The organism is Chitinilyticum litopenaei DSM 21440, from assembly GCF_000428145.1.
Lineage (GTDB): Bacteria > Pseudomonadota > Gammaproteobacteria > Burkholderiales > Chitinibacteraceae > Chitinilyticum > Chitinilyticum litopenaei.
In genome coordinates this window covers 48,589-60,902 of record NZ_ATZJ01000018.1, presented here as the reverse complement: position 1 = coordinate 60,902, position 12,314 = coordinate 48,589, and the positions used below count along the sequence as shown (strand labels likewise).

9 protein-coding genes are annotated in these 12,314 nt (G+C 64.9%); 4 read left to right on the top strand and 5 right to left on the bottom strand.

Features of this window, described 5'->3' with window-relative positions:
- Positions 1–26: 26 nt before the first annotated feature.
- The 5 genes from C515_RS0108900 to C515_RS0108880 all read right to left on the bottom strand — a co-directional run bounded on the left by C515_RS0108900 (position 27) and on the right by C515_RS0108880 (position 6,647).
- Positions 27–506 (bottom strand): universal stress protein, encoded by a 480-nt coding sequence (locus C515_RS0108900; RefSeq protein WP_028455241.1) that lies wholly within the window; start codon positions 504–506, stop codon positions 27–29.
- A 312-nt stretch (positions 507–818) separates the two neighbouring features.
- A complete protein-coding gene (tkt, locus tag C515_RS0108895; RefSeq protein ID WP_028455240.1) occupies positions 819–2,819 on the bottom strand; it encodes a transketolase in 2,001 nt (666 codons plus the stop codon).
- Between the two features lie 184 nt (positions 2,820–3,003).
- Positions 3,004–4,719 carry a PHA/PHB synthase family protein gene (locus C515_RS0108890; protein ID WP_081686850.1) on the bottom strand — a complete coding sequence of 572 codons (1,716 nt, stop codon included), beginning with the start codon at positions 4,717–4,719 and terminating at the stop codon, positions 3,004–3,006.
- Positions 4,720–4,831: 112 nt separating this feature from the next.
- Positions 4,832–5,518, bottom strand: coding sequence for an N-acetylmuramate alpha-1-phosphate uridylyltransferase MurU (gene murU / locus C515_RS0108885; protein WP_028455238.1), 687 nt, complete (start codon positions 5,516–5,518; stop codon positions 4,832–4,834).
- Between the two features lie 124 nt (positions 5,519–5,642).
- On the bottom strand, positions 5,643–6,647 hold the full coding sequence (locus C515_RS0108880; RefSeq protein WP_028455237.1) for an aminoglycoside phosphotransferase family protein: 1,005 nt from the start codon (positions 6,645–6,647) through the stop codon (positions 5,643–5,645).
- Positions 6,648–6,708: 61 nt separating this feature from the next.
- Between C515_RS0108880 and C515_RS20340 the strand changes: the two genes are divergently transcribed.
- The 4 genes from C515_RS20340 (at position 6,709) to rsmA (ending at position 12,129) form a co-directional block, all read left to right on the top strand.
- The gene (locus tag C515_RS20340; protein ID WP_051304794.1) at positions 6,709–8,886 is read left to right on the top strand and encodes an LPS-assembly protein LptD; all 2,178 of its coding nucleotides are present in this window, start codon (positions 6,709–6,711) and stop codon (positions 8,884–8,886) included.
- Between the two features lie 4 nt (positions 8,887–8,890).
- Positions 8,891–10,168, top strand: a complete 1,278-nt coding sequence (locus C515_RS0108870) for a peptidylprolyl isomerase (RefSeq protein ID WP_028455236.1) — start codon at positions 8,891–8,893, stop codon at positions 10,166–10,168.
- Positions 10,165–11,181, top strand: a complete 1,017-nt coding sequence (pdxA, locus tag C515_RS0108865) for a 4-hydroxythreonine-4-phosphate dehydrogenase PdxA (protein WP_028455235.1) — start codon at positions 10,165–10,167, stop codon at positions 11,179–11,181. Before C515_RS0108870 ends, pdxA begins: the two co-directional genes overlap by 4 nt.
- 132 nt (positions 11,182–11,313) lie before the next feature.
- Positions 11,314–12,129, top strand: coding sequence for a 16S rRNA (adenine(1518)-N(6)/adenine(1519)-N(6))-dimethyltransferase RsmA (rsmA, locus tag C515_RS0108860; RefSeq protein ID WP_028455234.1), 816 nt, complete (start codon positions 11,314–11,316; stop codon positions 12,127–12,129).
- Positions 12,130–12,314 lie beyond the last annotated feature (185 nt).

Here is a 12,314-nt window from a genome sequence, read left to right as displayed (position 1 = left end):
AAGCAACAAATCCGCGCACCGTCCACTCAGTCCTCGTCATCCTCATCGTCCTGCCGGCGCACCAGCAACACCGGTACGCGGGTGTGGTGCAGCAGGTTTTCGGCGACGCTGCCAAACACCAGATGCGCCAGGCCGGAAAAGCCGTGCGTGCCCATGACGATCAGGTCCGCCGGCCAGCGCTCGGCGGCGGCGAGGATGGTGGCCGCCGTATGCAGGCCCTTTTCCTCCAGCAATTCGTGCTCGCAGACCAGCCCGGCGGCCAGCGCCTCGGCCTGCAAGTCCTGCAGCAGGCCGCCGCCCTTCGCTTCGGCAGCGGCCAGCGCATCCGCATAGGAGTTGCTATCCAGCCCCGGCAATCCCACCGGCGCCAGCGCGGTGTGGGCAATATTGACGACGTGCACCAGGCGCAGGCGCGCGCCGCACAGGCGGGCCAGTTGCGTGGCCTCCGCAAAGGCGGCCCGCGCGGCGTCGCTCTGATCCACGGGAACCATGATGCGCTGATACATGACAACCTCCTTCGCCGCCACGCGGCCCGGCTTCGATATAGCAATCTGGCTGAGCAGCACGCCATCTCACACAACCTGCTTGAACCACAGCAACACAGCGCCCGCAAAATGCCGAGGCCCTCTTCGCGCTTTTCTCGGTAATCGCTGCGCCGCTGTGCCTGATCCAGTCGAGACGACTTGCCGATCAGCTCCGATAAACTGATGCCCTGTTTCAGCATAGGCCCAAGCCGCCAGCCTGCGCCCTGGGCATTGCCGACCGGCAAAGAAAAACGGCTCCCGCAGGAGCCGTTTTTTCCAGGACAACAGGCTGGCTTATTTCACCAATGCCTTGGCGCGCGCCACGACATTTTCCACGGTGAAACCGAACAGCTTGAACAGCTGGCCCGCCGGCGCGGATTCGCCGAAGGTGTCGATGCCGATCACGTCGCCTTCCAGGCCGACGTACTTGCGCCAGAAGTCGCTGGTTGCGGCTTCCACGGCCAGGCGCGGCACACCGGCCGGCAGCACGGATGCCTTGTAGGCCGCTTCCTGCTTGTCGAACACATTGCTCGACGGCATGGACACGACGCGGGCGGCGATGCCCTCGGCGGCCAGCGCGTCGAAGGCCTTCACGGCCAGCTCGACTTCGGAACCGGTCGCGATCAGCACGACCTTGGGCGCGGCCGCATCACGCAGGACGTAGCCACCCTTGCGGATATTGGCGATCTGCGCGTCATCGCGGCTCATGAAGGCCAGGTTCTGGCGGCTGAAGATCAGCGAGGACGGCGTGCTGCGCTGCTCGATCGCATCGGCCCAGGCCTGCACGGCTTCCACGGTGTCGCAGGGACGCCAGGTGTTCATGTTCGGAATGCAGCGCAGGGTTTGCAGCTGCTCGACCGGCTGGTGGGTCGGGCCGTCTTCGCCCAGACCGATGGAATCGTGCGTATAGACGAAGATGTTGTTGGTCTTCATCAGCGCGGCCATGCGCAGCGCATTCAGCGCGTATTCGCAGAACATCAGGAAGGTGCCGCCATACGGACGGAAGCCGCCGTGCAGCACGATGCCGTTCATGATGGCGCTCATGCCGAATTCGCGCACGCCGTAGCTGATGTGGCGACCGGAAATCTGGCCGTTTTCCACTTTCAGCGATTGCACGCCCTTCCAGTTGGTCAGGTTGGAGCCGGTCAGGTCGGCCGAGCCGCCCAGCATTTCCGGCACGTTCGGCGCGAAGGCCTGGATGGCGTTCTGGCTGGCCTTGCGGGTGGCGATGGTTTCGGCCTTGGCATTGGCTTCAGCAATCGCGTTCTGCACCAGCTCCTGCCAGTTGCCCGGCAGCTCGCCCTTCATGCGGCGGGTGAATTCGGCAGCCTCGGCCGGGAATTGCGCGGCGTACTTGGCAAACAGCGCGTTCCACTCGCCTTCCCACTTGGCGCCGGCTTCCTTCTTGTCCCAGCCGGCATACACGTCGGCCGGAATGACGAAGGGCTCGTGCGCCCAGCCAATCTGTGCGCGGGTGGCGGCGATTTCGTCGTTGCCCAGCGGTGCGCCGTGGCAATCGTGGCTGGCGGCCTTGTTCGGGCTGCCCTTGCCGATGATGGTCTTGGCACAGATCAGGGTGGGCTTGTTCGGCTCGGCCCTGGCAGCAGCAATGGCGGCTTCCAGCGCGTCAACATCGTGGCCATCCACGGCGCGGATTACCTGCCAGCCGTAGGATTCAAAGCGCTGCGGAATGTCTTCGTTGAACCAGCCTTCAACATGACCGTCGATGGAAATGCCGTTGTCGTCCCAGAAGGCAATCAGCTTGCCCAGTTGCCAGACGCCAGCCAGCGCGCAGGCTTCGTGCGACACGCCTTCCATCAGGCAGCCGTCGCCCAGGAACACCCAGGTGTTGTGGTCGACGATGTCGAGGCCCGGCTTGTTGAATTCGGCAGCCAGCAGCTTTTCGGCCAGCGCCATGCCCACGGCATTGGTGATGCCCTGGCCCAGCGGACCGGTGGTGGTTTCCACACCCGGGGTGTAGTGGACTTCCGGGTGGCCCGGGGTCTTGGAATGCAGCTGACGGAAGTTCTTCAGGTCATCCATCGACACGTCATAGCCGGTCAGATGCAGCAGCGCATACTGCAGCATCGAGCCGTGACCGTTGGACAGCACGAAGCGGTCGCGGTTGGCCCAGTGCGGGTTCTGCGGGTTGTGGCGATAGTTGCCGTTGCCCCACAGCGCCAGACCGATTTCAGCCATGCCCATCGGCATGCCGGGGTGACCGGAGTTGGCTTTCTGAACAGCATCCATCGCGAGCGCGCGGATGGCATTGGCGAGATCGGTACGCGTGGCCATTGATAATCCTCTACACAGGTTTGAAAGCGTCTGGTTTGCCGCCTACGGCCGGGCAAACCGGAACAATTGAATACGGCCGTATTTTTATCACGGATTGGCTGACAGCAGCGTTGCGCTGGCGCAAAAAAGCCCGCAAGGCGTCTGCGGGCTGACTCGCGCATGCGACAGCGCGCCTGCTAAAAAATCATTCGAGCACATACTGCCCGGGAGCATCGCCATGGCGCGGGTACTGGCGATTGGAGAGCTTGGGCTTGACCGGGTCGCCGGACTGCGGGCGCAGCCATTCAACCCAGCTGGGCCACCAGGAGCCGGCAACTTTCTGCTGGCCGGCCAGCCAGGCTTCGCCAGCCACGCCCTTGTCCGGCACGCCCTGCCAGTAGCTGCGTTTCGAGCTTGGCGAGGGCGGGTTGATGATGCCCAGGATGTGGCCGGATGTGGACAGCGTGAAGGTGACGGGAGCGGCGACGCGGTCGATCAGCTTCCAGGTCTGCAGCCAGGGCGCGATATGGTCTTCCTCGGTACTGACCAGATACAGCGGCTGCTCAATGCGGCCCAGATCGATCGGCTCGCCGGCCATCGTCAGCGCATCGGGCTCGACCAGCCGGTTGCGCAGATAGAGCTCGCGCAGGTAGTAGCGGTGCATGGTTTCCGGCATGCGCGTGGTGTCCATGTTCCAGTACAGCACGTCAAACGCCATCGGCGTGTTGCCCATCAGGTAATTGTCGACCCAGTAATTCCAGATCAGGCTGTTGGCGCGCAGCATGCGGAAGCTCGACGCCATTTCCTTGCCGTCAAGATAGCCCTTTCTTTCCATCTGTTTCTCGATGAAGGCCAGGCCTTCCTCGTCGATGAACACCTCGATGTCGCCGGGGCGCTCGAAATCGGTCAGCGTGGTCAGCAAGGTCGCCGAATTGACCGGCACCTGGCCGGGCGTCTTGCGATTGGCCCAGGCCAGGTAGGCGGAGACCAGCGTGCCGCCGATGCAGTAGCCGACCAGATTGACCTTGTCGCTGCCGGAAATGCTGCGCGCGACGTCGATGATCTGCGCCACGCCATCCTGCAGATAGTCGTCAAAGCTCAGACCGCGATCCTCGCTGCCGGGGTTTTTCCAGCTGGTGACAAACACCGAAAAGCCCTGGTCGACCAGATACCTGATCAGCGATTTCTTTTCATTGAGATCGAGGATGTAATACTTGTTGATCCACGGCGACACGATGACCAGCGGCACGGCGTGCACATCGGGGGTGGTGGCTTCGTAATGGATGACTTCCAGCAGCCTGCCGCGGTAAACGACCGCGCCCGGCGTCGTCGCCAGATTCTTGCCGACGGTAAAGGCATCGAGGTCGGTCATGCTGATGTCGCCGCGCATCGCGTCGCGGGCAAAATTCTGCAGGCCGCGCGTGAGGCTGTCGCCGTTGGTGGCCAGCGCATTGGCGATGGCCACCGGATTGAGCGGCAGGAAATTGGTCGGCGCCACGGCATTGAGCCACTGACGCAGCCAGAAAGCGGTGCGGCTCTGCTCCTGGCAGCACATGCCCGGCGTCGCGTACAGCGTGTCCTGCAGCCAGTGCGTGTTGAACAGATACCATTCCTTGATGCTGTCCCAGTACGGCGAGTCGCGCCAGACCGGATCGGCAAAACGGGTGTCTTCCGGATTGGGCGGAAAGACGTCGGTATCTTCCTCGCCCCACCACCGGCGCAGCGCAAAACCGGCCCATTTGGTCGCGCCATTGGCATAGTCACCCAGCACCTCGGCCAGTTCGTCGGGGTGGGCCAGCCAGGCCTGCTGCGCCTTCAGCGAGGTCGCCACCAGGCCAAAGGGATCAAAGAGCTGGCGCAGGCTCTGCTGCAGGGTGGCGGTGCGTTCGGATTGTTCGTGGACAAACTGTTGCAGCGGCATGGCGTGCTCCGGGCGGACGGACTTGGACCCACTGATTTTAGTTGCAGTGCAACAAAAAACAATTGGCAACATTCCCCGCGGCGTGTGAAAGGCAGCGCCGCACCGCAGATGCTCAGCCCTGGCGCAGCAGGCGGTCGGCCTCGGCCAGACGCTCGGGCGTGCCGACATCGAGCCAGCGCCCGCCGTGGCATTCCCCCCCTACCCGCCCCTCGGCCATGCCGGCCAGCAGCAGCGGCAGCAGCGGCAGCGGGCGGGCGGCATCGACACCGGCGAAAAAGGCCGGGTGATAGGCGGCAATGCCGCAGAAGGTGTAGGGCGTGTCATCGTCACCGCAGGCCTCAACCCGGCCGTTTGCCCGCAGCGTCAGGTCACGGCCGGTGGGATAACCGGCCTTGGGCACCAGCACCAGATGCGCGCCAGCGGCAGGCAGGGTGCGCGCCAGCGGCAGCAGCCGCCCGAAATCGTAATCACAGAGCACATCGCCATTGACCACCAGAAAGGGCTTATCGCCCAGCAACGGCAAGGCGCGGGCGATGCCGCCGGCGGTTTCCAGCGCATGGCCTTCGGCCGAGTAGGCAATGCGCAGCCCCCAGCGCGCGCCGTCACCCAGCGCGGCTTCGAGGCGCTCGCCCAGCCAGGCGTGGTTGATGACGATGTCACGGATGCCGGCGGCGGCCAGCCGCTCCAGATGCCAGACGATCAGCGGCTTGCCGCCGGCCTCCAGCAAGGGCTTGGGGCTATGGTCGGTCAGCGGCCGCATGCGTTCGCCGCGCCCGGCGGCCAGGATCATTGCTTTCATCGTGAGAGGTGTGAGGTGTGAGGTGTGAGGTGTGAGGTGTGAGGTGTGAGAGGATACACCACACCCCATCAGGCCACAGCCCATTACTGGATTTGGCTGCAGCCGCATACCCTGCAAGGAGCAATCAGAAGGTGTAGCCCACGGCCGGCTGGCCGGACGGGTGCAGCTGGCGCAAGAGGCGCGCCAGTGCGCCCAGCTCCACATAACGCTCGCATACCTTCTGCACATAGTGCAGCACGCGCGGGATGTCGGCCTGGTAGCGCTCCTTGCCGTCGCGGTATTTCAGGCGGGCAAACAGGCCGAGGATCTTCAGGTGGCGCTGCAGGCCCTGCCATTCGAAGGCACGGTAGAAGTCGGCAAAGTCGGCGTCCACGGGCAGGCCGGCGGCGCGCGCCTTTTCCCAGTAGCGGATGGCCAGATCAAGCACGAAGGCTTCATCCCAGTCCAGGTAGGCGTCGCGCAGCAGCGAGACGATGTCATAGCTGAGCGGTCCGGCCACCGCGTCCTGGAAGTCGATGAGGCGCAAGGCCTCGCCCTGCACCATCAGGTTGCGGGCATGATAGTCGCGGTGCATGAACACCACCGGCTGCTGCACATTGCGCGCCACGATCAGCGCGCAGCTGCGCTGCCAGGCCGCCAGCGCCTCGCCGTCAAGCGTCACGCCCAGCTGCTGGCCGAAATACCATTCGCGGCAGATTTCCAGCTCGCGCTGCTGGAAGGCCGCATCAAACGCCGGCAGCTGCGCATGCGGCAGGGTGGCCTGCATGCTCACCAGCAGATCGATGGCGCGCCGGTACCAGTCTTGTGCATTGCCGGCATCGAGCACGGCGGCCAGTTCGGTCGTGCCGAGGTCTTCCAGCAGCACCAGCCCCTGCGCGGCATCCTGCGCCAGCACGGCGGGCACCGGCAGGCCGGCGGCGGCCAGTTCGGCCTGGCGGGCCAGGAAAGGTGCAAAATCAAGCACGGCCGGATCGGCCTGCATCACGATGCGGCTCTGGCCGTCGGCCAGGGTGGCGCGCCAGTACTGACGCGCGCTGGCGTCGCTGGCGGCCGGAACGAGGGTCTGCGGCTGCTGGCCCAGCTGCAGCAGCCAGGCGTGGATTTGTTGCTGGATATCGGGGTGGTTCATTGCTGTCGATCCGGGAAATGCTGCTAGAATCCGCTGATTCTATCATTGCCCGAATGGCCACATGCGTGTGCCCCGCACCCCACCCTCTTCGCTGACCCTGCTGGCGCTTGCGCTGGCCACCCTTCCCCACGCCAGAGCGGATGACGGCCAGGGCGAGGCGACTCCCGAGCCGCCCATCCACCTCGAAGCGGATCGCGCCGAGGTCAGGCATGGCCAGGCGGCCTACGCCGAGGGCAATGTCGTCATCACGCGCGCCGGCCTGACCAGCGAAAGCGACTGGGTGAAGTACAACCTCGTCAGCGGCCAGCTGCACGCCGGAGACCGCGTCAAACTCACGCAGGACGGCGACACGCTCAGCGGCACGCGGCTGGATCTGGCGGTCGATGCCCGCGAGGGCACGCTCGACAACCCCGAATACGCCATGGCGCAGGGCCTGGCGCGCGGCAGCGGCCGCACGCTGTTCTTCGAAGGCCGCGACCGCTACCGCATCGAGGAAGGCAGCTTCACCACCTGCCCGGCCGGCAACAACGACTGGTATCTGCGCGCCCGCGAGCTGAATCTGGACTACACCACCGGCATCGGCGATGCGTGGCACGGCTGGTTCGAATTCAAGGGCGTGCCGGTCGCCTACTACCCCTGGGCGGACTTTCCGCTCAACGACAAGCGCAAGACCGGCTTTCTGCCGCCGGTGGTCGGTTACAGCTCGGGCAACGGCACCGTCATCGGCACACCGTTTTACTGGAATATCGCGCCGAATTACGACGCCACCTTCTGGCCGACCTGGTACAGCGAACGCGGCTTGATGCTGGGCGGCGAGGCGCGCTATCTGTGGCCCAGCTTCCAGGGTGTGCTGCGCGCCGAAGCCATCAGCGACCGGAAAACCGACGACAACCGCTACAGCGTGCTGTTCCAGCACCAGCAACAGCTGACCGAACGCCTCAGCCTGCAGCTCGATCTGCAAAGGGCCTCGGACGACAATTACTTCAACGACTTCGGCAACAGCCTGGAAGCCAGCTCGCAGACCACGCTGCCGCGCGACGGCCAGCTGCGCTACCGCGGCGACGGCTGGAATGCCGGCATGCGCTGGCAGACCTTCCAGGTGCTGCAAAGCGAGCAGAATCCGGTTGTGCCACCCTACAACCTCGAACCGCAATTCACCTTCAGCGCCGCGCCGGTGCTGCACGGCATGCTGAAAACCGGCATCGAGGCCGAGGCCACCAATTTCCAGAAAACCGATGGCGTGTCCGGCTGGCGCAGCTGGGTGCAACCCTCGGTCAGCCTGCCCTTCGCCAACAGCTACAGCTTCATCACGCCCAAGCTTTCCTTCGATTACACCCAGTACCGGCTGGACGCCTTCAATGGCCGGGACGGGCAAACGATAGACCGCAGCCTGCCGATGCTCAGCCTGGATACGGGGCTGTTCTTCGAGCGCGAGGGCAGCTACGCCGGCACCAGCTTCGTGCAGACGCTGGAGCCGCGCATTTACTACCTGTATGTGCCCTACAAGGACCAGAGCGCCATTCCGCTGTTCGACACCAGCGAAGCCGACCTGACCTTCAACCGCCTGTTCATGGAAAACCGCTTTACCGGCCATGACCGCATCAACGACGCCAACGACGTCACGCTGGCGCTGACCTCGCGGCTATTCGATTCCGAGCAGGGCCACGAGCTGCTGAACACCACGATCGGCCAGCGCATCTACTTCACCCAGCCGCGCGTGGGGCTGGCCGGCAACACCAGCGGCGAAACCACCGCTGACGCGCTGTTTTCCATCAGCTCGCAGCTGGGCCAGTTCCGCACCGCCTACGACCTGCAGTACAACTTCCAGAATGCCATCACCCAGCGCGCCAACCTGAAACTGTCCTGGTCGCCCGAAGCCGGCAAGGTGCTGAACCTGCGCTACCTGCGCAACCGCACGACCGACATCGAGCAGGTGGGCGCCTCCGGCCAATGGAATATCGGCGGGGGCTGGTACGCGCTGGGCCAGTACAATTACTCGCTGCAGGATCACTCCGGCCTGGAAGCACTGCTGGGGGTCGAATACAAGGCCGGCTGCTGGGGCCTGCGCCTGGCGGCGCAACGCTACCCGACCAGCCGGGGTGACTACCAGACCAATTACTTCTTCACGCTGGAGCTCTCCGGACTGGGTGGTGTAGGCTCCAGCCCGGTCCGCCTGCTGCAGGAATCCATTCCCGATTATTATGACGCGTTCCGCACCGACGCCCCGCGCCCGAGGTAGTTTCATGAAACTGTACGTCCCGCTACTGCTGGCCGCCCTGCTGGGCAGCAGCCCCATTCAGGCCGCCATTCCGACCGTTGACCGCGTGATTGCCATCGTCAACCGCAATGCCATCACCCAGCAGGAACTCGACCAGCGCGTCGAGGAAGTGCGCGCCTCGCTGCGCCAGCGCCAGGCGGAAATTCCGCCCGCCAGCGTACTGCAGGAAAAGGTGCTGGAAAACCTGGTGCTCGAGCAGGTGCAACTGCAGCGCGCCCAGGACATCGGCCTGCGCGTGGACGACAACATGCTCGAAGCCGGCCTGACCCGCATCGCGCGCCAGAACGACATGAGCCTGCCGGAATTCCGCCAGCGCGTCGAAGGCAGCGGCCTGAACTGGCGCCAGTTCCGCGAGACCATCCGCCAGCAGATCCTGCTGGGCCGGCTGCGCGAGAAGGAAGTGGAAAGCCAGGTCGTGGTCAGCGATGCCGAACTGGACGACTACCTGAAACTGGCCGAGGGCAATGCCCCGGTCGAGTATGAACTCTCGCAGATCTATATTCCGCTGCCGGACAAGGCCAGCCCGGAACAGATCCAGGCGGCGCGCGTCAAGATCAACGAGGCGCGCAAGGAACTGGTCAGCGGCCGCGATTTCGCCACCGTCGCCGCCACCTACAGCACCGAAGCCTTCGCCAAGGCCGGCAGTCTCGGCTGGCGCCCCGCGGCATCGCTGCCGACCGCCTTTGTCGACCTGCTGAACAAGACCAAGGTCGGCGACATCACCGATGTGGTGCGCACCCCGGGCGGCTTCCACCTCTTCAAGCTGACCGACAAGCGTGCGCAGAGCGAAAAGGTCATCGTGCGCCAGACGCGGGCACGCCACATCCTGCTGCGCACCAACGAGCTGGTATCGGCCAATGATGCCGAACGCAAGCTCAACCAGCTGCGCACCCGCATCCGCCAGGGCGAAAAATTCGAGGAGCTGGCCAAGCTGCATTCGGACGACGGCACCGCCGCCAAGGGTGGTGACCTGGGCTGGCTGAGCCCGGGCGACACCGTGCCGCCGTTCGAGCAGGCCATGGACGCGCTGGACATCAACGAACTGAGCAAGCCGGTGCTCTCGCCCTTCGGCGTGCACCTGATCCAGGTGCTCGAGCGTCGCGACCAGGATGTGAGCAAGGATCGCGAACGCGCCAAGCTGCGCATGGAAATCCGCCAGCGCAAGGCCGAGGAACAGTTTGAAGACTGGCTGCGCCAGCTGCGTGACCGCGCCTACGTCGTTTACAAGCTGAAAGACGAATGAGTTCCTTCAGGCCGCCACTCGCGATCACCTCCGGCGAACCCGGGGGTATTGGCCCCGAACTCTGCGTGCAATTGGGCCAGAGCAACATACCCAAAGAAAACCCCCTGGTCATCATTGCCGATCGCACGCTACTGGCCAGCCGGGCAGCGCAGCTTGGCCTCTCCTGCGACTGGCCGGATTACCAGCCCGGCAGCGACGCCCCGGTCAGCATCCTGCACCGGCCACTGGCCGTCCCGGCCGCCGCCGGCGCGCTGAATCCGGCCAATGCCGGCTATGTGCTGGCCACGCTGGATGTGGCGATTGCCGGCTGCCGCGCCGGCGAATTCGCCGCCATGGTCACCGCCCCCATCCACAAGGGCGTGATCAACGACGCCGACCCCGCGCAGTATTTCAGCGGCCACACCGAATACCTGGCCGAGCGCAGCCAGACCGCGCGCGTGGTAATGATGCTGGCCGGCGACACCCGTGACGGCTTGCCGCTGCGCGTGGCGCTGGCGACCACACACCTGCCGCTGAAGGACGTGGCTGCCGCCATCACCCGCGAGGGGCTGGTCGCCACGCTGCGCATCCTGCACGCCGACCTGCGCGACAAATTCGGCCTGGCCAGTCCGCGCATCCTCGTCGCCGGGCTGAACCCGCACGCCGGCGAATCCGGCCACATGGGCCGCGAGGAAATCGACACCATCATCCCGGTACTGGAGCAACTGCGCGCCGAGGGCATGACGCTGATCGGCCCGCTGCCGGCCGACACGCTGTTCAACCCGCCGGTGCTCGCCCAGGGCGACGCCGTGCTGGCGATGTACCACGACCAGGGCCTGCCGGTGCTCAAGCACGCCACCTTCGGCCAGGGCGTCAACATCACGCTGGGCCTGCCCTTCATCCGCACCTCGGTCGACCACGGTACGGCGCTCGATCTGGCCGGCAGCGGCCGCGCCGACCCGGAAAGCCTCTTCACCGCCACCCGTCTGGCGGCCAGGCTGGCGGAAAACCGCAGCAAGACCAGCCAGGCCTGATACGTTCCTGCCTATGCAACATCCAACGCAGCGGCGCAGCACAGCAGAGGTAGGTCAAGCTCCCCTTCTGCCCGCAGCCGCCACCGGACAAACCCGCCGTTTTGTCCTGCGCGCACCACGAGACCCCGCCCAATGAGCCATATTCCCCGCAAACGCTTCGGCCAGAACTTCCTGCAGGATCAGGGCGTGATTGCCGACATCGTCAATGCCACCGACCCGCAGCCCGGCGACGTCATCATCGAGATCGGGCCGGGGCTGGCCGCGCTGACCGAGCCGCTGATGCAGCGCGTGCCGCAGCTGCACGTCGTCGAAATCGACCGCGACATCGTCGCCCACCTCAGCCAGCGCTTTCCGGCCGAGCGCCTCGTCATCCACAATGTCGACGCGCTGGCCTTCGATTTCGGCGCGCTGGCGCGCGAGCTTGCGCCCGGCGGGCGCGTGAAGCTGGTCGGCAACCTGCCGTACAACATCTCCACGCCGCTGCTGTTTCACCTCGCCAGCTACGCCGAGGTGATCCACGACATGCACTTCATGCTGCAAAAGGAAGTCGTCGACCGCATGGTCGCCGAACCCTCGACGCCCGATTACGGCCGGCTGTCCATCATGCTGCAGTACCGCTACATCATGGACCACATCATCGACGTGCCGCCGGAGTCCTTCTACCCGCCGCCCAAGGTCGATTCCGCCGTGGTGCGCATGGTGCCCTGGCCCGAGCTGCCGCATACGGCCGACGATTACGAACTGTTCGAGCAACTGGTGGTGGCCGCCTTTGCCCAGCGCCGCAAGACGCTGCGCAACAACCTGAAGGGCATCGCCAGCGCGGAAGAACTCGAAGCACTGGGACTGACCCCCGGTGACCGCCCGGAAAACCTATCGGTCGCCGATTACGTGCGGCTGGCCAACTGGCTGGCGCAAAAGCACCCCGGGCGGCTGGCCGCACGCAACTGAGCGGCTTGCCCGGACCGCTCCAGGCGGCTTTATTTAGAAACAATGATTTCTCGGCAAAACCCGAATCAACCACAGAGACACAGTGAATACAGAGAAAACCGGGAGCACGTCATCGTGCATTTCTCAGGGTTTTGCTTCCTCAGTGTCTCTGTGGTTCAAACAGGTTTTTGTGGCTTGCCGAGAAG

Coding starts and splice junctions, on each gene's coding strand:
- C515_RS0108900 (WP_028455241.1), bottom strand. CDS start 506: ATGTATCAGCGCATCATGGTTCCCGTGGATCAGAGCGACGCCGCGCGG.
- tkt (WP_028455240.1), bottom strand. CDS start 2,819: ATGGCCACGCGTACCGATCTCGCCAATGCCATCCGCGCGCTCGCGATG.
- C515_RS0108890 (WP_081686850.1), bottom strand. CDS start 4,719: ATGCCGCTGCAACAGTTTGTCCACGAACAATCCGAACGCACCGCCACC.
- murU (WP_028455238.1), bottom strand. CDS start 5,518: ATGAAAGCAATGATCCTGGCCGCCGGGCGCGGCGAACGCATGCGGCCG.
- C515_RS0108880 (WP_028455237.1), bottom strand. CDS start 6,647: ATGAACCACCCCGATATCCAGCAACAAATCCACGCCTGGCTGCTGCAG.
- C515_RS20340 (WP_051304794.1), top strand. CDS start 6,709: ATGCGTGTGCCCCGCACCCCACCCTCTTCGCTGACCCTGCTGGCGCTT.
- C515_RS0108870 (WP_028455236.1), top strand. CDS start 8,891: ATGAAACTGTACGTCCCGCTACTGCTGGCCGCCCTGCTGGGCAGCAGC.
- pdxA (WP_028455235.1), top strand. CDS start 10,165: ATGAGTTCCTTCAGGCCGCCACTCGCGATCACCTCCGGCGAACCCGGG.
- rsmA (WP_028455234.1), top strand. CDS start 11,314: ATGAGCCATATTCCCCGCAAACGCTTCGGCCAGAACTTCCTGCAGGAT.